At 73.1% G+C, this 25,254-nt stretch carries 18 protein-coding genes, 3 tRNA genes and 4 pseudogenes; 7 read left to right on the top strand and 18 right to left on the bottom strand.

Annotated elements, in window-relative coordinates; genetic code table 11:
• The first annotated feature begins 52 nt into the window (after nt 1-52).
• Both AB0B01_RS24670 and AB0B01_RS24665 read left to right on the top strand, forming a co-directional pair.
• A pseudogene (locus AB0B01_RS24670) lies at nt 53-626 on the top strand (hypothetical protein).
• A tRNA-Lys gene (locus AB0B01_RS24665) sits at nt 617-690 on the top strand. The pseudogene AB0B01_RS24670 and the gene AB0B01_RS24665 overlap by 10 nt, the downstream one beginning before the upstream one ends.
• A gap of 67 nt (nt 691-757) precedes the next feature.
• Here AB0B01_RS24665 and AB0B01_RS24660 read toward each other — a convergent pair.
• Complete coding sequence (locus AB0B01_RS24660) at nt 758-1,993, bottom strand: M6 family metalloprotease domain-containing protein (RefSeq protein ID WP_361722998.1); 1,236 nt, start codon at nt 1,991-1,993, stop codon at nt 758-760.
• Nucleotides 1,994-2,424: 431 nt separating this feature from the next.
• On the opposite strand from AB0B01_RS24660, the gene AB0B01_RS24655 reads away from it, so the two are divergent.
• Nucleotides 2,425-4,170 (top strand): EAL domain-containing protein, encoded by a 1,746-nt coding sequence (locus AB0B01_RS24655; RefSeq protein WP_361722995.1) that lies wholly within the window; start codon nt 2,425-2,427, stop codon nt 4,168-4,170.
• Nucleotides 4,171-4,179: 9 nt separating this feature from the next.
• Here the strand turns inward: AB0B01_RS24655 and AB0B01_RS24650 are convergent, their stop codons facing one another.
• The 4 genes from AB0B01_RS24650 to AB0B01_RS24635 all read right to left on the bottom strand — a co-directional run bounded on the left by AB0B01_RS24650 (nt 4,180) and on the right by AB0B01_RS24635 (nt 8,486).
• Nucleotides 4,180-4,440, bottom strand: a complete 261-nt coding sequence (locus tag AB0B01_RS24650; protein WP_361722992.1) for a DUF397 domain-containing protein — start codon at nt 4,438-4,440, stop codon at nt 4,180-4,182.
• Nucleotides 4,400-5,248: a helix-turn-helix transcriptional regulator gene (locus AB0B01_RS24645; protein WP_361722989.1), complete on the bottom strand. Its 849-nt coding sequence runs from the start codon at nt 5,246-5,248 to the stop codon at nt 4,400-4,402. The genes AB0B01_RS24650 and AB0B01_RS24645 overlap by 41 nt, the downstream gene beginning before the upstream one ends.
• A gap of 164 nt (nt 5,249-5,412) precedes the next feature.
• Complete coding sequence (locus AB0B01_RS24640) at nt 5,413-7,095, bottom strand: glycosyl hydrolase family 18 protein (protein WP_361722986.1); 1,683 nt, start codon at nt 7,093-7,095, stop codon at nt 5,413-5,415.
• 260 nt (nt 7,096-7,355) lie between these two features.
• Nucleotides 7,356-8,486 carry an LLM class flavin-dependent oxidoreductase gene (locus AB0B01_RS24635; protein ID WP_361722983.1) on the bottom strand — a complete coding sequence of 377 codons (1,131 nt, stop codon included), beginning with the start codon at nt 8,484-8,486 and terminating at the stop codon, nt 7,356-7,358.
• A gap of 249 nt (nt 8,487-8,735) precedes the next feature.
• On the opposite strand from AB0B01_RS24635, the gene AB0B01_RS24630 reads away from it, so the two are divergent.
• Nucleotides 8,736-9,494 (top strand): IclR family transcriptional regulator C-terminal domain-containing protein, encoded by a 759-nt coding sequence (locus tag AB0B01_RS24630; RefSeq protein ID WP_361722980.1) that lies wholly within the window; start codon nt 8,736-8,738, stop codon nt 9,492-9,494.
• A 99-nt stretch (nt 9,495-9,593) separates the two neighbouring features.
• Here AB0B01_RS24630 and AB0B01_RS24625 read toward each other — a convergent pair.
• The 6 genes and pseudogenes from AB0B01_RS24625 to AB0B01_RS24600 all read right to left on the bottom strand — a co-directional run.
• A tRNA-Lys gene (locus AB0B01_RS24625) sits at nt 9,594-9,667 on the bottom strand.
• A gap of 66 nt (nt 9,668-9,733) precedes the next feature.
• The gene (locus AB0B01_RS24620; RefSeq protein WP_361722977.1) at nt 9,734-11,410 is read right to left on the bottom strand and encodes an AMP-binding protein; all 1,677 of its coding nucleotides are present in this window, start codon (nt 11,408-11,410) and stop codon (nt 9,734-9,736) included.
• A gap of 26 nt (nt 11,411-11,436) precedes the next feature.
• A complete protein-coding gene (locus AB0B01_RS24615) occupies nt 11,437-12,054 on the bottom strand; it encodes a lytic polysaccharide monooxygenase (RefSeq protein WP_361723069.1) in 618 nt (205 codons plus the stop codon).
• Nucleotides 12,055-12,281: 227 nt separating this feature from the next.
• Nucleotides 12,282-14,555, bottom strand: coding sequence for an SPFH domain-containing protein (locus tag AB0B01_RS24610; RefSeq protein ID WP_361722974.1), 2,274 nt, complete (start codon nt 14,553-14,555; stop codon nt 12,282-12,284).
• 11 nt (nt 14,556-14,566) lie between these two features.
• Nucleotides 14,567-15,532, bottom strand: a pseudogene (locus tag AB0B01_RS24605) (peptidoglycan-binding protein); the annotation flags it as partial.
• A 951-nt stretch (nt 15,533-16,483) separates the two neighbouring features.
• A pseudogene (locus AB0B01_RS24600) lies at nt 16,484-16,696 on the bottom strand (hypothetical protein); the annotation flags it as partial.
• Between the two features lie 241 nt (nt 16,697-16,937).
• Here AB0B01_RS24600 and AB0B01_RS24595 point away from each other — a divergent pair.
• Nucleotides 16,938-17,011: transfer RNA gene (locus AB0B01_RS24595), tRNA-Lys, on the top strand.
• A gap of 132 nt (nt 17,012-17,143) precedes the next feature.
• Here the strand turns inward: AB0B01_RS24595 and AB0B01_RS24590 are convergent.
• The 7 genes and pseudogenes from AB0B01_RS24590 to AB0B01_RS24560 all read right to left on the bottom strand — a co-directional run bounded on the left by AB0B01_RS24590 (nt 17,144) and on the right by AB0B01_RS24560 (nt 22,727).
• Nucleotides 17,144-17,842 (bottom strand): class F sortase, encoded by a 699-nt coding sequence (locus AB0B01_RS24590; protein WP_361722971.1) that lies wholly within the window; start codon nt 17,840-17,842, stop codon nt 17,144-17,146.
• Nucleotides 17,843-17,854: 12 nt separating this feature from the next.
• The gene (locus tag AB0B01_RS24585; protein ID WP_361722968.1) at nt 17,855-18,523 is read right to left on the bottom strand and encodes a hypothetical protein; all 669 of its coding nucleotides are present in this window, start codon (nt 18,521-18,523) and stop codon (nt 17,855-17,857) included.
• Between the two features lie 79 nt (nt 18,524-18,602).
• Nucleotides 18,603-19,382 (bottom strand): HAD-IIA family hydrolase, encoded by a 780-nt coding sequence (locus AB0B01_RS24580; RefSeq protein ID WP_361722965.1) that lies wholly within the window; start codon nt 19,380-19,382, stop codon nt 18,603-18,605.
• A 110-nt stretch (nt 19,383-19,492) separates the two neighbouring features.
• Nucleotides 19,493-19,618, bottom strand: a complete 126-nt coding sequence (locus tag AB0B01_RS24575) for a hypothetical protein (protein ID WP_361722962.1) — start codon at nt 19,616-19,618, stop codon at nt 19,493-19,495.
• A gap of 639 nt (nt 19,619-20,257) precedes the next feature.
• Nucleotides 20,258-20,404: pseudogene (locus AB0B01_RS24570) on the bottom strand (haloacid dehalogenase); the annotation flags it as partial.
• A 126-nt stretch (nt 20,405-20,530) separates the two neighbouring features.
• Complete coding sequence (locus AB0B01_RS24565) at nt 20,531-21,298, bottom strand: hypothetical protein (RefSeq protein ID WP_361722959.1); 768 nt, start codon at nt 21,296-21,298, stop codon at nt 20,531-20,533.
• A 301-nt stretch (nt 21,299-21,599) separates the two neighbouring features.
• Nucleotides 21,600-22,727, bottom strand: coding sequence for an ROK family transcriptional regulator (locus AB0B01_RS24560; RefSeq protein WP_361722956.1), 1,128 nt, complete (start codon nt 22,725-22,727; stop codon nt 21,600-21,602).
• A gap of 71 nt (nt 22,728-22,798) precedes the next feature.
• On the opposite strand from AB0B01_RS24560, the gene AB0B01_RS24555 reads away from it, so the two are divergent.
• Both AB0B01_RS24555 and AB0B01_RS24550 read left to right on the top strand, forming a co-directional pair.
• Nucleotides 22,799-23,905: a Gfo/Idh/MocA family oxidoreductase gene (locus AB0B01_RS24555; protein WP_361723066.1), complete on the top strand. Its 1,107-nt coding sequence runs from the start codon at nt 22,799-22,801 to the stop codon at nt 23,903-23,905.
• An 81-nt stretch (nt 23,906-23,986) separates the two neighbouring features.
• Nucleotides 23,987-25,183: an ALF repeat-containing protein gene (locus AB0B01_RS24550; RefSeq protein WP_361722953.1), complete on the top strand. Its 1,197-nt coding sequence runs from the start codon at nt 23,987-23,989 to the stop codon at nt 25,181-25,183.
• Nucleotides 25,184-25,254 lie beyond the last annotated feature (71 nt).

Genomic DNA, 25,254 nt, shown 5'->3' with positions numbered 1-25,254 from the left:
GTTTTCCGTAACTCCCGGAAACCGGATCGCTACCCCCGGTACACCGGGAGGCATGACGACGCTCACCACCGCCTCCGCCCGCGACACCCGCACCCCCGCGCACGTCACCCCCCAGGGCGCCGCCTGGCTCACCTCCGCCTGCGCCCATCCGCGGAGCACCCTCGCGCTGTGGGAGGCGCGGGCCGCCTCGCCCGCCGTGCTGCCCTGCGGGACCGCCTTCGACGTCGTCAACGTCCCGCTCGTGGTCGGGCGCCGCATGCTCGACCTGCTCTGGGGCGAGGGCCCCGGCTCCGGGCCCGTCGCCGTGCACCGCGGCCGGATGCTGCTCTTCGCCGCCACCGGGACCGCCCACCGGCTGCCCGCCCTGCTGGAGTGGGAGGAGTGGGGCAGGCCCGTGCCCGCGCCGCTCTGCCACGGCCGCGGCGACGCCGTGACCGTGCCGCCGCTCGACGCGTCCGCCCCCGGCCCGTCCCGCTGGCTCGTCGCACCCGACACCCGGACCCCGTGGCTGCCCGGACCGGAGGCCCTCCTCTGGGCGTATGTCCGCGCCGCCCGAGCTGCGGATATCGATTTTTCCTTCGGGGCCTCGGCCTGCTAATGTCTACCTCGTCAGCAAGCGCCGCTAGCTCAGTTGGTTAGAGCAGCTGACTCTTAATCAGCGGGTCCGGGGTTCGAGTCCCTGGCGGCGCACAGACGGAAGAAGGCCTCCACGCGAGTGGGGGCCTTCTTCGTTGTACCGGGAGCCGGCCGGCACCCGTCACGTGGTGATCTTCACCGTGAACGCGCCGGACGGGGTCCGGTCCGCCACCTCGATGCGGATCCGCTCCCCGGGGACGGTGAACGACTGCCCCACCTCCAGCGGGGCATCCGCCAGCGGCGGGAACACCGACCGGTCCCAGCACGCCTCAGTGCCCGGATGTCCGTCCAGCACCTCGATCGGCCCGCCGCCCGACGCCGCCTCGTTGCGGACCCGGTAAACCAGGACCCCTTCGGTGCAGGCGTCCCCGTCGTTGCCGGCCGAGCCCCGCGCCTCGACCGCGACCGCGCTGCCGGGCCCCGTACGGATCACCGCGAGCCGGGTCCCGCCCGTACCGCCCGGCTGCGGGGACTGCCCAAGCGGCTGGAGGGTGTGCAGCGAGGAGCCCGACTGCACGCAGTCCACCTGGGAGGCGTCCAGCCAGCCCAGCTTCCACTTGTGCCAGGCGAAGAGGTCCGGGGACATCCCGAACTGGCTGCCCATGACGTCCCAGTCGCCGACGTACGTGTCCCAGTCACCCTTTCCGTCCGTCGGCCGGTGGTAGAGGTCGGGCAGGTCGAAGACGTGCCCGGTCTCGTGCGCCAGCACGTTGCGGTCCGGCGGGTGGTGCTCGAAGACGGTGACGATGCGGCGCAGCTCCGTCCCGTCGGCGGTGATCGGCCGATCGAAGTTGACGACCTTGGTGGCATCGGAGTCCACTCCGGGCGCCTCCGGGTCCGCGACGAAGTACACGACGTCGTACTGGGCGAAGTCCACCCCCGGGTCGGCGGCGGCGACCGCGTCCCGCAGATAGGCCGCCCGGTCCTCCGCGGCCCAGTCGCGCTGTATCCCGTACGCGGTGGACGGCCTGGGCATCTGGATCCACTGCTTCTGCGGATGCGGGACCAGGCGGAACCTCCCGTAGGAGGCCCGCTCGAAGAAGTCGCTGGTGGCGGGGAAGTAGTCGCCGCTCAACTGCTCGGGGGTCAGGGCGGCGCGGTGGTCGGGGAAGGAGAGGAAGACCATGACCGCGTTGAGGGTGCGCTGCGGCCGCGGGTAGGCCCGGTTCCAGGTGTCCAGCCCGAGGGAGTGGTGCGCCGAGGTACGGGCCAGCGCGCACGGCCCGGCCCCGGTGTCGGCCACCGCGGGCCCCGCGACGAGCGACATGGCGGCGAGCGCCGTCAGGGAAGTGAGCGCAGCCGCCGTGCTTCTGACGCGGGAGCGGTCCACTCCCCCGGGTGTCTGCTGTCGCGGCACATCGACCTCCGGTGGTGGATTCGTACCATCTCGGTCCACCTTGAGGGGATTGTCTTACTAATGCCCTGTTCCGCTGCCCCACACGAGTGAGCAATACGGCAAGTCGGTGACCCCGGCGGTTCACTCTCTTGCCTACAGAACGTCACGACCGATCACGCGAGATCAGTGAGGGCCTTCGGGCGCTCACAGCTGTGCAGAAACGATCGAGCCGGAACAGGCCGACGAACCGTCAGCACGCCGAACTGTCGCCCCCCACACGGCGACGCCGCTGGATAGGGCCGTCCGGCTGCCTCTATGATCGGCACACTTTCCTGCACGGACACCGACGAACACTGCGGGAGCCAACGGTGAGCGGAACCTCAGAAGGAACCGGTTCGGCGGCCGACAGCATCCGATCGGCCATTACGCAGCGTCACCCAGCAGTGCCGGCCATGCCGACCACACCGACCCGCACGGAGTCCGAACTGCGCGACTACCGGGCCGCATTCAACGCGGCCCACCTCGCCATGGCCGTCGTCGACCGCGAGGGCTACGTCGTCGCCGCCAACGCCGCCCTCGCCGGGCTCCTCGGCACCGAGCCGCACGCCCTCGTCGAGCAGTGCGCGGCCGACCTGGTCGACCTGGCCGCCGAGACCCGTACCTGGCAGGCCTACCAGGAGGTGCTGCGCGGCCGACAGGCCCGGCTGCGCTGCACCCGCCGGCTCAAGCACCCCGACGGGCACTCGCTCTGGACCGAGGTCACCCTCGGGCCGGTACCGGGCACCCGGGACGTCCTGCTGTCGGTGGCCGACATCAGCGACCGGCGCGACCTCCAGGCCCGGCTGCGCCACCTCCAGATGCACGATCCGGTGACCCGGCTGCCCAACCGGGCGCTGTTCTTCGAGCGGCTCTCCGCCGCCCTGGAGGCCTCCTCGTTCGAGCACGGCGGCACGGGCCGGATCGGGCTGTGCTACCTGGACCTGGACGGGTTCAAGGCGGTCAACGACACCCTGGGCCACCGGGTCGGGGACCGGCTGCTGACCGCCGTCGCGTCCCGGCTGACCCAGTGCGCCGACCAGTCCGGCTACGGGCGTACGGGCGGACACCTGGTGGCACGGCTCGGCGGCGACGAATTCGCCCTGCTGGTCGAGGACTCCACCGGCACCGAGCAGCTCGCGGACCTGGCCCGCAGCGTCCTGGCCGCCGTGCAGGAGCCGTTCGAGCTGGCCGGGCAGCGGCTGTCGGTCTCGGCGTCCATCGGCGTGGTGGAACGGGCCGCGGCCGGAACCTCGGCGACCGGGCTGATGCAGGCCGCGGACACCACGCTGTACTGGGCGAAGGCGGACGGAAAGGCCCGCTGGACGCTCTTCGACCCGGAGCGCAACGCCCACCGGATGACCCGCCAGGCCCTGAGTTCCACCCTGCGACCGGCTGTGGAGCGGGGCGAGTTCGAGCTGGAGTACCAGCCGCTCGTGGACCTGGAGAGCGGGGCGGTGCGCGGGGTCGAGGCGCTGGTGCGCTGGAACCACCCGCAGTTCGGCATGCTGACGCCGAATCGGTTCATCGGAATTGCGGAAGAGGACGGGTCCATCGTCCAGTTGGGGCGGTGGGTCCTCCAGACCGCCTGTCGGCAGGCCCGGCGCTGGCAGATCGAGCACCCCGGCGACACCCCGGTCTTCGTCTCCGTCAACGTCGCCGTGCGGCAGGTCTGGGACTCCGACCTGGTCGGCGACGTGGCGGAGATCCTCGCCGACACCGGTCTGGCCCCGCAGCTGTTGCAGCTGGAGCTGACCGAATCGGCGGTGATGGGCTCCGCCGGGCGGCCCCTGCAGGCACTCCAGGCGCTCAGCGACATGGGCGTGCGGATCGCCATCGACGACTTCGGCACCGGCTACTCGAACCTGGCCTACCTGAGCCGGCTTCCGGTGTCCGTGCTGAAGCTGGACGGCTCCTTCGTCCGCGGCTTCCGCTACGAGGAGGGCACCCACCCGAACCCGGCCGACGAGACCATCGTCGAGGCCCTGGTGCAACTGGCGCACCGGCTGGGCCTGACGGTGACCGCGGAGTGCGTGGAGACCGCCGGGCAGGCGGCCCGCCTGCGGCGCGTGGGCTGTGACACGGGCCAGGGCTGGCTGTACTCCCGCGCGGTGGCTCCGGAGCGGATCGCCGAGATGATCGGCACCCGCCCCGGGGCGTAGGGCTCAGCCTCAGAGGCTGCGGACGAAGGTGGTGAACGCCTCCGGGGCGACCGTGAAGGCGGGGCCTTCGGGGTTCTTGGAGTCCCGGACCGCCACCAGGCAAGGCTGGGCGGCCACTTCGACGCAGTCGCCGCCGGTGTTACCGCTGTACGAAGCCTTGCGCCAAGCGGCGGTACCGAGCGGGGCGCACTCGACGCATTCGCCGCCCGTGGTCCCGCTGTACGACGACTTACGCCAGACTGCGGCGGTCAGGTTTGTGTTCGTCCCCATAGCGTTCCTCCATCACGCGGGCAATCAGCCGAGCCGACTCCTCAGGAGAGAGAGCCCCAGCCTGCAAGCGAGCGTAGCCGACCGAACGCTCCCTGATCACTGCCGGGTTGGCTGTCATGTGACCCTGTGCGTAGCCCTCCTCATAGAGGATTTCTGGATCATCGTCGAAGCGCAGGAGGGTGAACGACCCAAGCATCCCGGTGTGCTGCCCGGCCGAGAACGGGAGGACCTGGATGTGCACCCACGGTTCATCGACAAAGCTCAGCAGATGACCGAGTTGACCGCGCATGACCGCTGAGCCACCGACCTCCTGATATAGCACCGCCTCGCCGAGGACCACCCACAGAGCGGGTGGGTGTTCTCGCGCCAGTGCACGCTGCCGGTCGATACGGGCCGCTACCAACTCGTCCACCCGGTCGGGGCGGTCGACGTTGAGAAGCGCCCGCGCGTAGCCCTCCGTCTGCAGGAGTCCGTGCACCAACTGCGCCTGGAACGTCGAGATGAACGCGGCCCGCGCCTCCATCTCCGCATACGCCTGGAACCACGTCGGCAACACGCTCCGCAGGACCAGCCCCACCAGGCGGGAGAAGTGCCCGTCCGTGCCCAGCGCCGCGTCCACCCGCTCCGAGAAGTCCCGGGTCGGCACCCGCTTCGTACACTCCACCTGGCCGATGAGGGAGCCCGTGCAATAGATGATGTCGCCCAACTGTGCCTGCTTCAGGCCCGCGGCCTCTCTCAGCCGACGCAGCTCGAAGCCGTAGTAGTCCAGCGGCGAGGCGCTGGGGTCGAGGTCGCGGGCCAGGACCATGAACGGTCACCCCATGCAGACGGAGCGGATCGGCTGTAGCCGAGCGTAGCGATACGGGCACGCAACGGGATCGCAAATCCCACAACCATGTGACACACCTCCGCCCCGCACCCGAGATGGCAGGGTGCGGGGCGGGGTGTCGCTCGGCGCGGGGTGGGGGGAGATCAGCAGGCGCCGAGGTCCTTCCAGACGCCCCATTCACCGGTGGTGCCGGGCTCCTCGTTCTGCGTCCACCACTGGGCCTTCCACTTGTGGCCCTTGTGCGAGACCTCGGTGCCGCCGGTGTAGACCGTGCCCGCGACGTAGGCCGGGGCGGTGCAACCCGAGGTGGGCGGCGGGGTGGTCGGCGGCTGCGAGGTCGGCGGGGTGGTGGTCGGAGGCGGCGTGGTGGGCGGCTGCGTGGTGCCGCCGAGGGCGTCCGAGATCTGGTTCAGCAGCGTGGCGTTGGTGTCCAGGCCGAGCAGGGAGTACATCATCGCGCCGGCGAGGCCGCGGCTCTTGCCGTAGTCGACGCGGGCCTGGATGGACTTCTGGTTCAGGCCGGTGAAGAACTCGCCGTCCTTGTAGAAGTACGAGGCCTTGGCCTGGTCGTCCCAGAAGGTCGTCGCCGGGTTGTCGACGATCCCGCCGAGCTCCTTGTAGTTGGCGATGCCGGCCTGCTGGCTGGTGGGCCGGGCGGCGGACGGGCCGGTCGCGCTCTGGGCGAGGCCACCCGCGGCGCCCGCCGGGACGCCCTTCCAGCCGCGGTAGTAGAACTCGTAGCCCAGCGTCAGCTTGTTGGCGGGGAAGCCGCCCGCGATGCCGTAAGCCGCGTTCCCGTCGAGCCAGGAGTCGATGGCGTTCTTGATGCTGTACTTCTCGGTGCCCGGCGCGATCGGGTCGGTCGGATCGGCCGCCGAAGGGTTGAGCGGGGACTGGTGGTACGTCGGCCCGTCGCCGTCCCAGGCGCCGTGCATGTCGTACGTCATGATGTTCGCGTAGTCGAGGTACGCGCCGATCTTGTTCGTCTCGATGTACTTGATCTTGTCCTGGCCGGCCGGGAGGGCCGCGGTCAGCAGGTACTTCTTGCCGCCGTTGGCCGCGCCGTACGCGTCGAGCTGCTCGCGGAACTCCTTCAGCAGCAGCGTGAAGTTCTGCTTGTCCTCGGGGGCGTAGTGGTTGCCGAGGTGGCCGCCGGGGGATCCCGGGTACTCCCAGTCGATGTCGATGCCGTCGAAGATCCCGGCCGCGCTGCCCGCGCCGCCGTAGCCACCCTCGACCGGCAGGTTGCCCTTGATGTACTGGTCGATGCAGGAGGAGACCAGCCTCTTGCGGGAGGCGTCCGTCTTGGCCGCGTCGCTGAAGTACTTGGAGTACGTCCAGCCGCCGATCGAGATGTTGATCTTGAGGTTCGGATACTTGGCCTTCAGCTGCTTGAACTGGTTGAAGACGCCGACGATGGGCTGGTCCCACTTGTCGGCGACGCCGCTGACGCTGTCCACCGCACTGAAGGACTTCTGGTAGTCGGCGTACGAGTCGCCGGCCCCGTCCCCCGCGTTCGGGTTGTTGTCGTCGCCCGCCGCCTTGTTCGCCTCGAAGCAGGTGAGGTTGGTGGGGTGGATGTTGCCGAACGAGTAGTTGATGACATCCAACTTGCCCGCTATGCCGCGGGTGTCGAGGTGCTTCGGGTAGAAGGCGTTCCCGTACACGCTCCACTGGTCGTAGTACGCGATCCTGACGCCGCCGCCGCCCGCCGCGGCCGCGGAGCCGGCGGCCTGGGCGGCGGGGAGCCCCGTGAAGCCGGCCAGCGCTCCGGCTGCCAGCGCGGCCGTGGCGGCGGCCGCGATGAGGGGTTTACGGATGTGCATGAACTGCCTCCGGGGGTGGGAGGGGGAAGCAAGAGGTCGGGTGGGAGAAGTGATAGCGATCACTCCGGGCCTCAGTCAATGGTTTGGACCAAAGAAGGACTAGACCACTCACCACGCAAACCCGCTCGTCAGAGACGTGTGAGCACAGCAGAAACCGCCCGCCACCCCGGTGACGAGCGGTTTAAGGATGCCTTAGGCCATCCCCGTGCAAGGTTTCGGCAACAAACCAGCCGAAGTCCGTGTCCGCGGACTCCGTCAGCTCAGCCCTCGTGCACCGGCATCCCGTACACATCTGCGATCAGTCCGTACGAGCGCACCCGGGCCGCCCCGCTGTGCGCGTTGGAGGTCAGCATCAGCTCGTCGGCGCCCGTCCTCTTGGCCAGGCCGTCGAGGCCGGAGCGGACCTCGTCGGGGGTCCCGTGGACCACGTTCGCGAGCCAGCCGTCCACGAACTCCCGCTCCAGCGGGGAGAACGCGTACGCCGCCGCCTCCTCCGGCGTCGGGATCAGCCCCGGTCGGCCGCTGCGCAGCCGCAGCATGGACAGCGCGCCCGTGAGCACCTGCGCCCGGGCCTCCTCGGCGGTGTCGGCGGCGAGCGCCGAGACCCCGATCAGGGCGTACGGGGCGTCGAGGACGGCCGACGGCCGGAAGCTCTGCCGGTAGAGGTCGAGGGCGGGCAGCGTCCCGGCCGCGGAGAAGTGGTGGGCGTACGCGAAGGGCAGGCCGAGCTCGCCCGCCAGGCGGGCGCTGAACCCGGAGGACCCGAGCAGCCACAGCGGCGGCCGCCCGGCGGGACCCTGCACCGGGCCCGGGACGGCGTGCACGCGGGCGTACGGATGCCCGTCGGGGAAGTCGTCGTCGAGGAACCGGGTGAGCTCAGCGAGCCGCCGCGGGAACTCGTCCGCGGCCTCGTCGAGCCGCCCGGGTCCGCGCAGCGCGGCGGCCGTGCGGCCGTCGGTGCCCGGCGCGCGGCCGAGCCCGAGGTCGATCCGGCCCGGGGCGAGCGCTTCCAGCGTGCCGAACTGCTCGGCGACGGCGAGCGGGGCGTGGTTGGGCAGCATGACGCCGCCCGAGCCGAGCCGGATCCGCGAGGTGTGGGCCGCCAGGTGGGCCAGGATCACGGCCGGGGAGGAGCTGGCGACCCCGGGCATGGAGTGGTGCTCGGCGACCCAGTGCCGGTGGTAGCCGCGGGACTCGGCGAGCCGCGCGATGTCGACGCTCGTACGCAAGGAGGCGTAGGCGGTGCTGCCGCTGCCCACGGTGACCAGGTCCAGCACCGAGAGCGGCACCGGGGCCAGTCCGCGCACGGCGCCGCGGACCGGGTCGCCGCCGCCGGCGTCCCCGCTCCCGCTCCCGCCCCCGCTCCGGTCGGCCTCCGCGGTGTCACTCATGGTCGCTCCCGTCTCCTGCCGCCCGTTCGGCGGCCGTACGAGAAAGCGAACCCGGGGCGGGGTCCGGGCATTCCCGGACTCCTCGGGATCACTCCCATGACCATATGCATGACCTTGGCATATGCCAGACGGGTAGATCGAGGCGAAGGGACATGATTGAGCCATCAATCTCATCAACGGGCGCTCCACGTGGGCCTCTTGGTGGCTATCGTGGTAGGGCAAGCGGTAACAACCTGCTAGGGGGAAACCGTGGCGCTGAAGCCCGAGCCGACCGCGCCGTTCCACTCGGTGCAGTACGCCCTGCGCGTACTCGAAACGATCGCCCGCCACACCGGCGGTGTGACCGACGTACAGATCGCGCGCGAGACCGGGCTGCCCGCGGTCCATCTCGCCCCCATGCTCCTCATGCTGCGCCGGGAGGGGTACGTACTGCAGGTGTCCGACGGCGCCTACGCCATCGGGGACTCGCTCGTCCTGCTCGGCTCGGGCATAGACAGGCAGCAGGCGCTCCAGAGCAAACTCCAGGAGACCCTCGACCGGCTCCGCGACTCGGTGGGCGCGGCGGTCTACATCAGCCGGTACGTGGACGGCGAGGTCAAGATCACGCAGTTCGCGGACAGCCCCCGCACGCCGAAGGTGCACGAGTGGGTCGACTTCCGCTCGGCGGCGCACGCCAGCGCGGTCGGCAAGTGCCTGCTGACCCAGCTCGACCAGAACGGCCGACGGGACCACCTGTCCCGGCACAAGATCGCCCGCCTCACGTCGAAGACGATCGTGAACGAGCGGATCCTCTTCTCCAAGCTCGACAGCCAGCCCGCCACGGTGCCCGTCCTCGACCTCCAGGAATACGCGGTCGGCACGGTCTGCGCGGCCGTTCCGATCACCGCCGGCGCCTCGGTGGGATGTCTGGCGCTGTCGATGCCGGTCGAGCACGCACACCGGCTGAGGGCCGCCGCGGACGCGCTGAACCGCAAGGCCGCACCGCTGCTGCTGTCACTCACGCTGTGAGCCCGAGGATCGGAATCCCGAGCACCCCGAGCCGGGGGCAGAGCCCGGAAAACACTTCGGGCGGCTCCCGGTGAACCGGAAAACCGCCCGAAGGACAGGTGCGCCGCCAGGGACTCGAACCCCGGACCCGCTGATTAAGAGTCAGCTGCTCTAACCAACTGAGCTAGCGGCGCCTGCTGACAGAGAAAATACTACCTGGTCCCCGGGGGTGCTCAAAACCATCACCCGGGCCACCTTGATCAGCGCTCCAGGAGCGCCGCCCGGTCGTGTGCCGCATACGCCTGCAGGAGGCCGGACAGGGCCGCCCGGTCCAGCGGGCGGTAGCCCGCGGTGCCCGGCGGACGCCACCAGACCGGGTCCGTGCACCGGAAGCCGGACCGGCGCAGCGCCACCCGGTGGATCTTGTTCGTCGCCGTGGTCGGCAGGGAGTCCATGATCCGCAGGTAGCGCGGGGACATCTTGGTCCCCAGGTCCGGCTGAGCGGCGAGGAAGGCGCAGAAGTCGTCCGGGTCGAAGGCCGCCCCCTCCCGCAGGGCGATCGCCGCCATCACCTGATCACCGGCGGCCTCGTCCGGGACCGCGTAGACGGCGACCGAGGCCGCCGCGGGCCAGCGGGCGAGGATGTTCTCGATCACGGCGGCGGCGAGGTTCTCGCTGTCGACCCGCAGCCGGTCGTCGGTGCGGCCCGCGAAGTAGAGGAACCCGTCGGCGTCGCGGAAGAAGAGGTCCCCCGTCCAGTACCACCCGGCCCGGGTGCGTTCGGCCTCCGCCTGCGGGTTGCGCCAGTAGCCCTCGAAGAGGCTGCGGCCCCGGTTGACCAGCTCTCCGATGGCCTCGGAGCCGTTGAGCAGGCGGCCGTCCGCGTCCAGGACGGCCGGCGGGCACTCCTGTCCCGTCTCCGGATCGACCACCGCCAGGTCGTCGCCGGCGCCGGCCCGGCCGAGGGCGCCCGGCGGGGTGTCGGGGGTGCGCTGGACGGAGGCGCCCCCCTCGGTGGCCCCGTACCCCTCCACCAGCCGGACCCCGAAGCGCTCGGTGAAGCGCGCCGCGTCCACCGCCCCGGCCTCGGTGCCGAAGCCGAGCCGCAGGGTGTGCTCGCGGTCGTCGGGGCGGGGCTCGGTGGCCAGGAGGTACTGCACCGCCCGGCCGACGTAGGTGAAGTACGTCGCCCCGTACGCGCGTACGTCGTCCAGGAACGCGGAGGCCGAGAAGCGGCGGCGCAGCGCCACGGACGCGCCCGCCGCGAGCGCGGGGAGCCAGTCGGCGATCACCGCGTTGCCGTGGAACAGCGGCATGCAGATGTAGTGCACGTCGTCCGGGGTGACCGAGAAGTGCCGGGCGAGCGAGTCCCCGGCGGCGGCCAGCCGGCCCTGGGAGCAGACGGCCGCCTTGGGGGCGCCGGTGGAGCCGGAGGTGAAGTAGAGGAGGAGGCGGGAGGCGGGCGTGGGGACGCGGAGCACCGCCTCGCCGGGCTTGGCGGCGGCGTACGGGGCGAGGAGGGCCGCGTACTCCGAGGTGTCGGTCACGAGGATCCGTACGCCCGGCAGGTACACGCCGCGCAGCAGCGGCAGGTGGGCGCGCTCGGTGACCAGGATCCGGCAGTCGGTGTGCAGGATGTCGCGCGCCAGCTCGGGACCGCGCCGGGTGGGGTTGATCCCGGCGACGGCGGCCCCGGCGAGGGCCGCCGCGCCGAGCCAGAACGGGAACTCCGGGGTGTTGTCGAGCAGCACCCCGAGGTGCGGTTCGGCGTCCGGCGGCAGGAGGTCGACGAGCAGCGCGGCGCGGGCCGCGGCCTCCTGGGCGGCCCGGTGGTGGCTGAGGACGGCGGGGTGCGTCCCGCCGTGCTTCAGGCCGGGCCGGTGGTCGCCCCATTGGCGCGCGATGAGCTCCGCGACGGTTCCGGGTGTCGTCCGCATGCCGCCGGAGGGTAGCTGACGTACCGTCAGAACTGAACGTCGGAGCAGGCGTAGAAGGCGTTGCCGGTGTCGTTGATCGTCCAGACGGCCAGGATCATGTGCCGCCCGGTCTTGCCGCTCGGCATGGCGCCCTGGTGGACGGTGGTCATCGGGGGCCGGGCACCGTTGTACGCGACCGTGAGGAAGGGCTGGGATTCGAGGGCGGCGCGGGTGAGGGGCTTGGTGGGGTCCCAGCCGTTCTTGGTGACGTAGTACCGGAAGTCGGTGGTGGAGTGGTTGGCGGTGAACTGCCAGCGGAAGCCGTAGCTCTGCCCGCCGGTCACCTTGGTGGTGGGCCAGGCGCCCCCGCGCGGGTCGTCGAGCTGCGCGAACTCGCTGTGCCCGCCGGAACAGATGTGCCCGTCGGCGGGTCCGGCGGCCGGGAAGCCCTTGAGGCCCTCGACGCTCTGCGGCTCCCACTGGATGGGCCCGCAGTCCGCGACCGTCTTGTTGGCGCAGAGCTTCTGGCGGCTGATGGGGGTGTCGGTGTAGCCGTGGCTGCTCGCGGTGGGGGCGCTGAGCAGGGTGAGCCCGGCGACGACGCCGAGACCGAGGGCGGCGGCGGCGAACCGTCCGGGGCGGCGGGACGGCACGGGTATGGGCATGCGCAGGGGCATGCGGACGGGCATGCGGATGGGACGCATGATGCTCCTTGAACGTGGGGGGAGTTCGGTGAGAGCGTGCGCACGCATGGGGATCGCTGCGGTCTAGACCAAGCCCCAGCGTATGGACGAGAGTTGGCCATGTCCATACCAACGAGAGAACGGGTGGTCCGGTTGGTTCCGGCCACCCGTTCCGCTCGTGTGCTGCTGTTCGGACCGTGCTCGGGCTGCTAGTCGGAACGCCCCGTGTAGAAGGCGACGGTGAGGTCCTTCACCAGGGCCTTGCGCTCGTAGTCGTCGAGCTCGACGAGCCCACGCGTGGTCAGCCGGTGGACGGTGTCGTCGACGGCGTCCACGATCGAGGTCAGCACCGTGTCCCGGTGCTTGGCGTCGATCGCGGCCACCCGGCGCCGCCGCATGGCCTCGGCGACCTCGGGGGCGTACTCGATCCGGGTCGGTTGCGCGGAGTACACCTCGATCCCGACCGCCTCGGTCTCGGCGGCGAGCATCCGCGTCAGCGCGTCGCCGACGGCCTCGGCGTCGCGCAGGGTGGGGGCGTCCTCGTGGAAGGCGTCGGCAGGGAGCTGGGACAGGACGCGGGCCATGGCCGATTCCACCTGCTCGGCGAGGTACCCCGTGTGGTTGGCGACCCCCAGGGTGGCCCTGGCGGTGTCCTTGACCTGCCAGACGACCTGGACGACCACCTGGAGGGCGAGCCCGCCCGCATCCACGGCGGGCATGGGCTCGCTGCGCCAGTGCCGCAGGCGTACGTCGACCCGGCGGCGCAGGAGGAGGGGGCTGACCCAGGTCAGGCCGGTCCGCCGGACCGTGCCGCGGTAGCGGCCGAAGAGAGTGAGCACCCAGGCGTAGCCGGCCTTGCCGCGGCCGAGCCCCCCGAGGGCGAGGAGCGCCACGATGCCGAGGAAGGCGAGCGGGGGCCAGTGCGTGGGGCGCAGCCCCTCGTACGGACGGGGGGTCGCGCCGAAGGCGGCCACGAAGGCGGCGGGGACGGCTCCGGCCCGCCAGAGCACGGCCAGGCAGCCGGCGAGGGCGAGCCCGCCGACGGCCACGGCGACCCAGCCCGGCAGCACGGGGCCGTAGTGCTCCCGCAGGCGGTCGTCGCCGCGGGGCGGCCGGCGGCCGGCGGCGGTACGGGGGGCCCATCCCTGCGGATGCGGCTTGCCCGACTTGGGCCGCTGCTTCTGCTTCGGCTTCGGCTTCGGCTTCGGCTTCGAGGTGGACTTCGCCTTGTGGTTGCGGGGCTGGGGCTGCGCCTGCCCGAGGAAGGGCAGGCGCACCGGCACTTCGGTCACCGCGACCCCCCGGCCGGGCGCGGAGTGGGGGAGGTCCCCGGTGGCCTCGTCGCCGCCCTTGTCGATCACGCGGTCCATCGCCTGGGCCACGGCTCGGGCGACGGCCCCGGCGAGGCCGGGCCCGGGCACCTTCGCGGCCGGGGCGCCGTCGTGCGCGGGGTGCGCAGCGGGTCCGCCGTCGTCTGCCGGGTGCGGGAGGTCCGGGGCTGCCGCCGTCGGCTCGGCGGCGGGAGCCAGGTCCGGAGCTGCCGTCGGCGCGGCGGCGAGCGGGGCCTCGGCGTCCACGGGGACGGCGGCGGGCTCGTCCGCCGGGGACGCGGTCCGCTCCTCTGCCACCGGCTCCGGCGCCCTGCCCTGCTCGGGCTGCGGGACGACCTCGTCCACCGACACCCGTGCGGGCAGGCCGATGTGCACCACCGGCGGCGGGGCCGGGGAACCGGCCGGCGCGGCGGCCGTGACCGCCTCGGGCTGCGGATGCGCCCGGGCCGTGTCGACGGACACCCGCGCGGGGAGGCCGATGTGCACCGCCGGGGGCGGGGCCGTTGGCGCCGGCGACCCGGCCGCCGGGGTGTCGAGGGCCGCCTCGGGCTGCGGATACGCCCGGCCCGCGTCCAACGCCGCCCGCTCCGGGTGCGGGGTGGGCAGCGCGGCCGGGGCCGGCTCCGGCGCACCGTCGGGCGCCGGCAGCACGGGCTCGGCCGGAGCCGGCATCGGCTCCGGTACGTCGGCATGGGCCGGGTGCGGGATGTCGGCGAGGGCCAATGGCACGGGATCCGCGAGCGGCTCCGGCGCGCCGGCGTGGCCCGCGTGCGGGATCTCCGCGGACGGGCGGGCGGCCGGGCTCGCCGCCGCAGCCGCGTGGGCGGCGGGTCCGACCGCCACCGGCTCCGGCGCGGGGTCACCGGTGCGCAGGCGCAGCGTGGCCGGCCCCTCGGACGGGCCGCCGTACGCCGGGTGCGGGATGTCGAGCACTCCGGGCGGGCGGCCGTGCGGCACGGCGGCGGGCGCGGGTGCCGGGGCGGGGGCGGGGAACAGTTCGCCGGTGGCCCGCGGGGCCGGAGCGGCCGGGGCGGGGGCGGGTTGTACCGGGGGTGCCGGGGGTGCCGGTGCCGGCGGATCCGTCCGGGTCACGGCCGCCGCGGGGGGAATGCGGAGGGTGCCCGTCGTAGAGGTGGTGTGCGTGGGGAACATCGTTGCCTCCGTCATGCGAACAGCCGGCGCCAGGTTTCCGGGCCCGGGTAGCCGTTGGCCAAGGCGCCGCGCCAGCCCTGGGCGCGCTGGAAGGCCTCGACGTTGCGGCGGTCGGCCTCGCTCCAGCGGGACGCCGGACCGGACGTGTGGTTCTTGCCGAAGCCCTTCTTCGCCAACTGGCGGCCGAGGGCGGTGATGGACGGGTGGGACGAGCCCGGCCGGAACACCGAGACGCCCGGGTAGGCCGGCACCCCGGCGGGCCCCGGCGCGGCGTCCACCGTCGGGCGGATGTCGTTGCCCTTGTGCTCGGTCAGCAGCTGCCAGGTGTGCGGGCCGGGGATGCCGTCGGCGTCGGCACCCGTCCAGCCCTGGGCGGTCTGGAAGGCCTGGGTCGCGAGCTGGTCGGCGTCCTTCCAGAGGGTGCTGGCGCCCTTGGGGTAGAAGCGCCGGCCGCCCCGGTCGATCAGCATCCGGCCCAGCTCGGCGACGTACTCGTTGTTTGCCCCGGGACCGAACTTCGCCGCCCCGGGGAAGGTGCTCGGCACCGCGGGCTTCGGGTCGGTGGCGGGGCCCTCCGGGACGAGCCCGCCGGTCACCCCGTTGAAGCGGTACGGCACGTACTTCGTCGCGTTGGTCCAGTAGCCGTAGGGCGCCGGCGCCTTGCGCGTGTTGGGGCGGGTCTGCTCGTAGGCGATGTAGGCCGTGCGCGTCTCGTCGGCCCATCCGCCGAAGAGGACGACGTGCGAGCCGTTGTTGGGGTTCGCCGGATTGTGGAAGAGCAGCATGTCACCCGGCAGCAGCTCATCCTTGGTGATCTTGGTGGCGAACTTGTCGAGGCTGCCGGTCCATTCGTTCGTCCCGAGGTTCCAAGCCATGGAGACGTAGCCGGAGCAGTCCTGCCGGTACCCGTCCGACCAGTACTCGGACATGCTGTACGGGACCTGTGCGTCCACCCACAGCTTCGCCCGGTTGATGATCGTCGTCCGGTCGATCCGCTTCACCGCGGAGGGCGCACCCGGCGCACCCGGCGGTCGCGCGTGCGGGGGGCGCCCGTGCAGGGGGGCTCGGCCGCCCTGGGGGGAGCCGGGGGCCTCCGGAGCGGGCAGTCCCTGCCCGGACGGCCCCGGCCCGGACCCGACACCGCCCGAGTGCCCGGCCCCCTGCCCGCCGCCCCCCGCCCCGCCCCCGGCGACCTGCCCGGCACCGGGGGGCGGGGCCGGGGCGGTGCCCGCAGCCGTGCCCGCGGCCTGGGCCGTGCCCGTACCTGCTGCCGAGCCCGGCGCCGTGCTCGTGCCCGACGTCGACCCCGGGGCTTGGCCCGCACCCGTGCCCGACGTCGACCCCGGGGCTTGGCCCGCACCCGTACCCGAAGCGGACCCCGTGCCCGCGGCCTGGCCCGTACCCGAAGCCGAAGCCTGGCCCGCGCCCGTACCCTGGTTCGGGGCCTGGCCGGCGCCCGTGCCCGTGCCCGCGGCCTGGCTTGCACCCGTACCCGGTGCCGACCCCGTGGCCTGGTCCGTGGCCGTAGTTTGACCCGCACCCGCAGCCGAAGTGTGGCTGGTGCCCGAACCCGGGGCCGGAGCCTGGCTCATGCCCGCACCCGAAGGCGAAGTCCGGCCCGTGTCGGTGCCCGTCCCCGGGGCTGCACCCCCGGTCTGGCCCGCGCCCGTACCCGGGCCCGGGGCCTGGGCCGTACCTGCTGCCGGGCCCGTACCCAACCCCGTGCCCGCAGCCTGGCCCGTGCCCGGGGCCGCGGCGGCCTGGGCCGAGTCCGAAGCCGACCCCGCGCCCGGGGCCGGTGCCTGGGCCGGACCCGACGCCGTCCCCGCGCCCGGAGCCGGGGTCCGGACCGGGCGGTCCGGGTCGGGGCTCGTCGGGGCTGCGGCCCGGGCCGCATCGGCGCCCGAACCCGCACCGGGGACCGGGCTCGGGGTCGGGGTGGCGGCCGCCGGTGCGGCCGCGCCGCCGCCGCTGAGGACCACGCCCACCGCCGCCGCCAGAACCAGCGCCCGCCGGGCCCCGCGCGCCGCGGGGTGCCCACCGTCTCGGAGCGGTATGGCCAGGGCGCGGCGCCGCAGCGCACATCCCACGCACACGCAGTCGGGCGCGGGCTCGTACTCCTCGAAAACGGGCGTCGGCATCGGCATCGGCTGCGGCGCCGTCATCGGCACATGCACCGGAGGCTGCATCGTCATGCGGTTCCGTCCACTCCCCTGCTCGTCCACTGGTCAGGCGGGCCGCACATCTGGCGGGGCATCAGATTCGGCTCGGCCCAGACATATCGTGCACGATAAACCCCTCAAACATGGGTTAATCGGACAAGGCGGGCGCGGCTGGTCACGAGCACCACTCCACGTGGGGTAGAGTTTTTCTCGTCAGCAGGCGCCGCTAGCTCAGTTGGTTAGAGCAGCTGACTCTTAATCAGCGGGTCCGGGGTTCGAGTCCCTGGCGGCGCACAGACAAGAGGAAGCCCCTCGCAGCGAAAGCTGCGAGGGGCTTCTTCGTCATACGGGCGTACCGGCGTACCGGCATATAGCCGCACCGGCGTGTCGCCCTCTCGGCGTGTCGCCCGCCCTCGGGCGGGCGCCTCACACCGCCGTCGTGCCGGTCCGCGCGCCCGTGTCCGTCCCGGCGGCCGTTCCCGTCAGGTACGCCGACACGACCACGTTCGCGGTGTAGGCCTTGGCCGCCTTGTCGTAGGTGCCGCCGCAGGTCACCAGCCTCAGCTCGGCCCGACCCTTGACCCGCGGCCCGTACGCCTTGTGGGGGTCGAAGCCAGCGCGCTCGTAGACCCGTACGTCCTCGATCGTGAACTCGGCGACCGAGCCGTCCGCCCGGACGACCCGCACCCTCCCGCCCTTCTGCGCCGTGCTCAGCCCGTAGAAGACCGCCGGTTTGGAGGCGGTGTCCACGTGCCCGACCATCAGCGCCGTCCCGGCCTCGCCCGGCTTGGCCCCGTCACCCCACCAGCCCACCGTGCCGGGCCGGTCGTACGGCGGCGGGTCGATCGCCCCCTGCCGGTCCAGGCCGCGGGAGATCACCGGTGCCTGGATGCCCATGGACGGTACGACCACCCGCACGGGCACCGACGCCTCCAGCGGGGGGTGCGCCGCCGGCAGGCCCGGCGCGGGGATCGCCGTGCCGCCGGCCCGGCCCGCGAACGAGCCGGGCGGGACCCCGGTGATCTCGCGGCCCCACAACCACAGGCCGAGCACCAACACCGACCAGGCGGCGAAGGTCAGCAGCCGGCCGGCGCCGGAGGACTTCGGTTCGTCCGAACCCGTCACCGCCGGGCCCCCTCACTGACCGCTGCGGCGGCGGCGCAGGGTGAGCGCGCGTCCGGCCACCGCCAGGGTGGCGGCGGCGGCGAGGACGGCGCCGATCACGGTGTGCGGCAGGCCGGGGCCGTCGCCCTCGTGGCTCTTCTTCGCTGCCGCCGCCTGCCCCTGCTCCTTCAGCTGCGCCAGCCGGGCCGACTCCGCGAGCTCGGCGGACATGCCGCCGCCGCCCGCGTGGACCGGCCCGACGGGGCTCTGGTGGGGGTGCGGGTCGGGGTTGGGCTTGGGACGGTCGCGGTCGTGGTCGCGGTCTTCCTCGCGGTGGCGGACCACCTCGATGGAGCCGCGGACGCGGTCGTCCTCCCCGTCGCAGCGCACGCGGACGTCGTGCCGGCCCGGCTGGGCGTGCGAGCTGATCATCGCGTCGCCCTGCAGGGACCCGTCGCCGTCGCGCCCGGAGGACAGGTGCACCTCCGAGACGAAGACGGAGGACTTGGCGGACGCCCATTTGCCTTCGCAGCCGCGGACGCGCAGTTTGACCTGCGCCCCCGGCTCGGCCTGGTGCGGCTCGGCCGAGACGCTGCCGCGGTTGTCCCCGGCGGCGAGGGCGGTGGGCGCGGACACGACGGCGAACGCCGTCAGGGCGACGGCCACCCCGCCGGCCCGGAAAGCGATCGGAACACTGCGCATTGGTGAACCTCCTCTCAAGGAGGTTCACGTGCGGTGCGGCGCTCCGCATCCGGAGCGCCGCCCGCTTGACCCGTTCGGATCAGACGAGATCGACCAGGTCAGCGATGGAGCTGACCGTCCTGGTGGGCCGGTAGGGGAACTTCTCGGTGTCCGCGGTCGTGGTGAGGCCGGTCAGCACGAGGAAGGTCTGCATGCCCGCCTCCAGTCCGGCCAGGACGTCGGTGTCCATCCGGTCACCGATCATGGCGCTGCTCTCGGAGTGCGCGCCGATGGCGTTCAGTCCGGTCCGCATCATCAGCGGGTTCGGCTTGCCCGCGAAGTAGGGCTGCTTGCCGGTCGCCTTGGTGATCAGCGCGGCGACGGCGCCGGTGGCGGGCAGCGGGCCCTCGGTGGAGGGGCCCGTCTCGTCGGGGTTGGTGCAGATGAAACGGGCGCCGCCGTTGATGAGGCGGACCGCCTTGGTCATCGCCTCGAAGCTGTACGTCCGGGTCTCGCCCAGGACCACGTAGTCGGGCTCGTGGTCGGTGAGGATGTAGCCGATGTCGTGCAGGGCGGTGGTCAGCCCGGCCTCGCCGATCACGTAGGCCGTGCCGCCCGGACGCTGGTCGTCGAGGAACTTGGCGGTGGCCAGGGCGGAGGTCCAGATGTTCTCGACGGGGACGTCGAGGCCCATCCGGCTGAGGCGGGCCTGGAGGTCGCGGGGGGTGTACATGGAGTTGTTGGTCAGGACGAGGAAGGGCTTGCCGGACTCGCGCAGCCGCTTGATGAAGGCATCGGCGCCGGGGATGGGAGTGCCCTCGTGGATGAGGACCCCGTCCATGTCGGTGAGCCAGGATTCGATCGGCTTGCGCTCTGCCACGGGACTGTTCTCCGCTCTCGGTGACCGGACTTCTCTGGTCTGTACCACCCTATCGGGGTGGGCCCGCGGACGTCGGGGGCGTCCACAGCCCGGACTCCGAAGGGCCCGGCTCAGCCCAGGTGCACGTCGTCCACGGTCCGGTACCAGTTGTTGCCGCCGGTGTAGCGGAAACGGATCCGGACGTCGGTGGCGCCGGGGTGGAGTCGTGGCCGCCGGTGTGCGTCTTGTCGTCCCACTCGTCGGAGCCGGCGAGCGGGACGGCGACGGCGAACACGTCACGGCAGCGGGCGTTCGGGCCGGCGCGGTGTGCGTGAAGCCTTTCACGCACACCCGGGACGCCGGTATCGTCCACGCCCGCTTGCAGGTTGGGGCGCAGGGTGTCGAAGGCGTCGTTGTCGTCGGGGGGTTCAGGGGGATGCTGTCGACGGCGCCGCCGTCGTCGTCGACGCCGGCTCGGGCGGGCGCGGTGGCCGCCACGTCGACGAACCCGGCTGGAATTCCTGCACCCCTGCGATGTGAAGGTGCCGTGTTCCTGGACGGTCGAGCCGCCGTGGCCGCCCGCATCGGTGTGGAAGACCGGGCCGTTCCGGCGGTGGAGGTGAGGGGCTCCCGGTCGGCTGCCGCGTAGGTGTTGAGCGTCGGCTTGGCGTTCTCGGTGCGGGCCGGGAAGTCCGGGTGGGCGGTGTGGTTCTTGCCGATGAAGGAGTTGCGCAGGGCGGTCAGACCCCGGGCCATCAGGCGTGGGTGTTCGGACGTCGGCGGCTTTGACGCGGTCGAGGACCGTGCCGTCCAGGCCGATGACGAGGACCTTGTCGGTGGAGGCCGGGGTGGCCGTGACGGAGGCCGTCGAAGCGGATGCCGCTCACGTGCCCGGTGAGTGCCTCGCGGTCGTGGGCGGGGGTCAGGACCCCGGCCACGATGCGGGCGCCGGAGCGGCGGCCGCTGAGCATGGCGTACGCGGTGTCACCGGCGACCACGAGCTCCCGTACTCCGCTCGCGGCGCCCGTACGCAGGAACGCCGCGGTGCCGAGGCGCTCGCCGTGTTCCGGAAACCCGGAGCGGACGGGCGAGCCGGGACGGTGAGGCGAGGTCTGTTCCTCCGGTCTGTTCCTCCCCCTGGGGCCGTACGCAGGCGGGGTGTACGGAGATCAGCGGGCGGGAGTGCGCCTGCTGAGGCGCCGGGCCCCGAGCACGAGCCCGCCGCCCGCGACGAGGGCGGTCACCGCGCTCGTCCCGTACGCCCAGGCGCGGTCGCGGGGGCCGGTGTGCGCGAGGGAGCCCGCCGCGACCGCTTCCTGCGGGCCTTCGACGGTGAACCGGTAGCCGCCCGCTTCGCCGACCCAGTCGCCGTCGTCGGTGCGGCGCTGGACGAGGGCGGCGTCGGCGACCACCTCGCCGGAGGGGGCGTCGGAGGTGAAGGCGAGGTGGACAGTGACGGTCAGGGACCGCCCGGCGTCGACGGTGAAGCCGGGGAACGCCTCCCCGCCGTCGAAGACGGCGATGATCTCGTCGCGGTCGGTGTGCTCCAGGGTGGCCGGGAGGGCGCCCTCGGGGGTGTCGAACTCCATCCGCACGTGGGCGGGGCGCAGGGCGCGGGCGGTGTCCGTGAGCACGACGACGGGATGGATGTCGGTGCAGCGCGAGCCGGTGGTGTTGGTGAGGTCCAGCAACCAGGTCTGCGCCCCGCCGCCGGTCCGGTACACCTCGGGACCGCCCCGGATCCGCGCCCCGAGGGGGAACGCGCTGCTCTTGCCGTCGCCGCAGGTGGCCTTCGTCCGAGAGGGCAGCGCGGGTGCGGGCGCAGGGTGGGCGCCGCCACCGTTGTTGCCGATGTCGGCGGTGGTGGCGGTGGCGGTGGGGGCGGCGAGGGCGAGGAGGACGACGGAGAGGGCAAGGGCTTTGCTGCGCAGTCGCATGGCAGACCTTCGCTGCTCGCCGGACGGGACGATGGTCGGACAATCACCCCGACCTCCCGCGCACCCTCCCACGCCACCCCGCCCCCCGCCCCTCCCCGACGCACCCAACCCCGAGCTTTACGCCTGATCGGCCCACGCCCCAGCCCCGGAACTCCAGCCCCGCCGGCGTTTGAGGCGCGGGGGTCCGGGGGCCGGCCCCCGGCAACGGCGCCGCACCCGAAGGCCGCCGGGGCGAAGCCCGGGACCGGCAGAACGCAGCCCCGCCGGCGTTTGAGGCGCGGGTCCGGGGCCGGCCCCGGTTCTACCGCCCGCGTCCGAACAGCGGCGCGAGCACCAGCTCCGCCGCCCCCTCCGCCACCCCCACCCCCACCACCGCAACCCCCGGCAGGGGCCCGGCCCGCTCCGCCAGCACCCGCCTGACCCCCTCCGTGAACACCCCGGGACGTGCGTCCACCACCCGTCCGCCCAACAGCACCCGGTCCACGTCCAGCAGCGCCACCACGTTCGCCGCCCCCTCCCCCAGGATCCGGGCCGCCTCCGCGAAATCGCCCCGCGCCACCGCCTCCAGGCACAGCACCTCCGCGCACCCGCGCCGCCCGCACCTGCACACCGGGCCGTCCAGCCTCAGCACCTGGTGCCCGAACTCCCCGGCCGCCGACCTGGCCCCCCGGTAGACCTCGCCGTCCAGGCGGAGCCCCGCGCCGAGTCCGGTGCCGAGGTGCAGGTACACCGAGGTGCCGCCCCCGACCGGCAGCGCGGCCACCGCATTGGTGTCCTTGTCCACCACCACCGGCACCGCCAGCGGCACCGCCATCGGCGCGGGCACCGCCCCCGCCACCGCCCCCGCCGAAAGCCGCCCGGCAAGGGCCTCCCTCAGCCGGAACCCCTCCCACTGCGGGATCCCGGTCACCCGCCCCAGCACCCCGGTCCGCCAGTCGAGCGGTCCCGGCGCGGCAACGCCGACCCCCACCAGCGCCGCCCCCGCGTCACCGCTCACCTCCACGACCGCCCGTACGGCCGCCTCCACCACCGCCTCCGGACCCGCCGTCACGAAGTCCAGCCGGTCACGCCACTCCTCCACGACGCCACCCGCGAGGTCCACCCGTACCGCCCGCAGCTCATCGCGCTCCACCTGCACCCCGACCGCGTACCGGGCCTGGGGCACCAGCCTCAGCAGGGTCCGCGGCTTGCCGCCGGTCGACACGCCGCGGCCGGCGTCCGCGACGAGCCCCTCGGCGCGCAGCCGCGCCGTGATCTTGCTGACGGCCTGCGGCGTGAGCCCCGTCCGCTCGGCGAGCTCCCCCCGCCCCAGCCCCGCCGCGCCGGCGCCCCGCAGCAGGTCCAGGACCAGCGCGTCGTTGTGCCCCCGCAGCGCCGGCAGGTTCACGCCGCTCACGCCGCCACCGCTCTGACCATTACCCCTGTCCACCTGCCCATTCTCCCTCCTCCTTGCACATGCGCAACACTGTTGCCAAAGTAATCACCATGAACTCCGCGCCGATGACCCCCACCACCCCCCTCCGTGTCGGCCTCGTCGGCTACGGCCTCGCCGGCTCCGTCTTCCACGCCCCGCTCGTCTCCGCCACCGCCGGACTGGCCCTGGACACGGTCGTCACCTCCGATCCGGCCCGGCAGGCGCAGGCACGCGAGGCGTACCCGGACGTCCGGATCGCCGCGTCGGCGCAGGAGCTCTGGGACCGCAGCCCCGCCTTGGACCTCGTCGTCATCGCCTCGCCGAACAGGACCCACGTCCCGCTGGCCACCGCCGCCCTGACCGCCGGCATCCCGGTCGTCGTGGACAAGCCCCTCGCCGCCACCGCCGCCGAGGCGCACGAACTGGCCGCACTCGCCGACCGGACCGGAACCTTCCTGTCCGTCTTCCAGAACCGCCGCTGGGACAACGACTTCCTCACCCTGCGCCGCCTCCTCGCCGACGGCGAACTCGGCGAGGTCCAGCGCTTCGAGTCCCGCTTCGAACGCTGGCGCCCGCAGCTCAAGGGCGGCTGGCGCGAATCCGGCGCCCCGGAGGAGGTCGGCGGCCTGCTGTACGACCTCGGCAGCCACGTGGTGGACCAGGCGCTGGTGCTGTTCGGCCCGGCCGTACGGGTGTACGCGGAGACCGACGTGCGCCGCCCCGGCGCGGAGGCGGACGACGACACGTTCATCGCCCTGACCCACGTGAACGGGGTCCGCTCCCACCTCTACGTCAGTGCGACCACCGCGCAACTCGGGCCGCGCTTCCGCGTGCTCGGCTCCCGGGCCGGCTACGTCAAGTACGGCCTCGACCCGCAGGAGGCGGCCCTGCGCGAGGGCCAGCGGCCGGTCGGGGACGCGGACGCCACGTGGGGCGTGGAGCCCGAGCACCTGTGGGGCCGGCTGGGCTCCGGCGAGTCCCCGCTGACCGGCGGCGGCACCCCGCTGCCGACGGTGCCGGGCAACTACCCGGCGTACTACGCGGCGGTGGCGAACGCGCTGCGCGCGGGCGGTCCGCCGCCGGTCGGCGCGCACGAGGCGGCCCAGTGCCTGGCCGTGCTGGAGGCGGCGCGGACCTCGTCCCGCGAGGGGATCACCGTGGATCTGAGCGACCGACGGACCACCTTGTCGTAAAACTTGGCGGTTTGCGGTCGCTTGACGATCTATCCTGCACAGATAATTGATCATTCTGTGCGCGAAGAACGGACCGCCCCTGTGAAGTTGCCCCGGATCGCATCGGTCGTCGCCACGGCCGCGATGGCCCCGGCCGTCCTGCTCGCCTCGCCGGCGTTCGCGGCTGACGCACCGTCGCCGTCCGTCCCGGCCGCTCCCGCCGCTCCTGCTCCCGGCGCTCCCGGCGCTCCGGCCTCGCCGGACCAGCCCGCGGAGGATCCGCAGGCCGCGAAGGACCGGGCCGCGATCCGGGCCATCCTGGCGGACCCGGCGAGCGGGCCCGGCGTACGGGAGGCGGCGGAGGCGGCGCTGAAGGGATCGGCCGCGGACATGCGGCACTTCCTGGAGGTGACCTGGGCGAAGAAGCATCACGAGGACAACCTCGTCCTGGTCGCCCGGATCGGCCAGGCCGGCGGGAAGGCCGTGAAGAAGGCAGCCACGGACGCCATGCAGGTGGGCACGCCCGAGGCGATCAACGAGTTCCTGAAGAACGGGCAGCACGTGGCCCGCTTCGAGGACGACCGCGTCGAGATGGCCCGCATGCTCCCCGGGGCGGGCAAGGCGATTACGGAGGCGGTCAACCGCCTGCTGAGCAGCGGAACGCGCGAGCAGGTGCGCGAGTTCGTGGCGACGGGCCAGCACACGCTGCGGGCCGAAGACGACCGGGTCGCGGTGCTGGGCATGCTGAAGGACGCCGGACCGGGCCTGAAGGCAGCCGCCATCAAGCTCCTGGAGGGCAACCCCAGCCCGGTGGAGCTGCGTACGTTCGTCACGAAGACGCAGCACGAGCTGCGCGACGACGACAACAGCGTCCTGATCTGGGCGATGCTCGACAAGGCCGGCCCGGAGCTGCGGAAGGCGGCGATCGCTGCCATCAAGGGAACGGCCGCCGACCGGGCCGAGTTCCTCAAGACCGGCCAGTACGTGGCCCGGGACAAGGACAAGGCGGCCGAGGGCCGGACGGGCTCGGGCGGCGACAAGAACACCGACACGTCCGGTACCGGGCAGACGAAGGACACCGCCACCGCGAACGGCGGCACGTCAGCCTCCGGCGGCAAGAGCACCGGCAACGGAAACGGAAACGGCAACCTGACGGCGGCGGGGGGCTCCGGCGCCCTCGCGAGCACGGGCGCCGCCCCCCATCTCGCCCTGCTCGCGGGGGGCAGCGCCGCGGCTCTCGGGGTGGGCGCCGGCCTGGTCTTCACCTCCCGCCGCCGCCGCGCATCGGCCAACGGCTGACCGCAGCCGCACCGCGGCGCCCGCGGCACGGGGACACCACGGGTGGACGCGGGAGGGGCGGGGCCGACGGC

Source organism: Streptomyces sp. NPDC044571, from assembly GCF_040647115.1.
Taxonomy (GTDB): domain Bacteria; phylum Actinomycetota; class Actinomycetes; order Streptomycetales; family Streptomycetaceae; genus Streptomyces.
The sequence above is the reverse complement of the archived record's forward strand: the minus strand, read 5'-3'. Positions and strand labels throughout refer to the sequence as shown.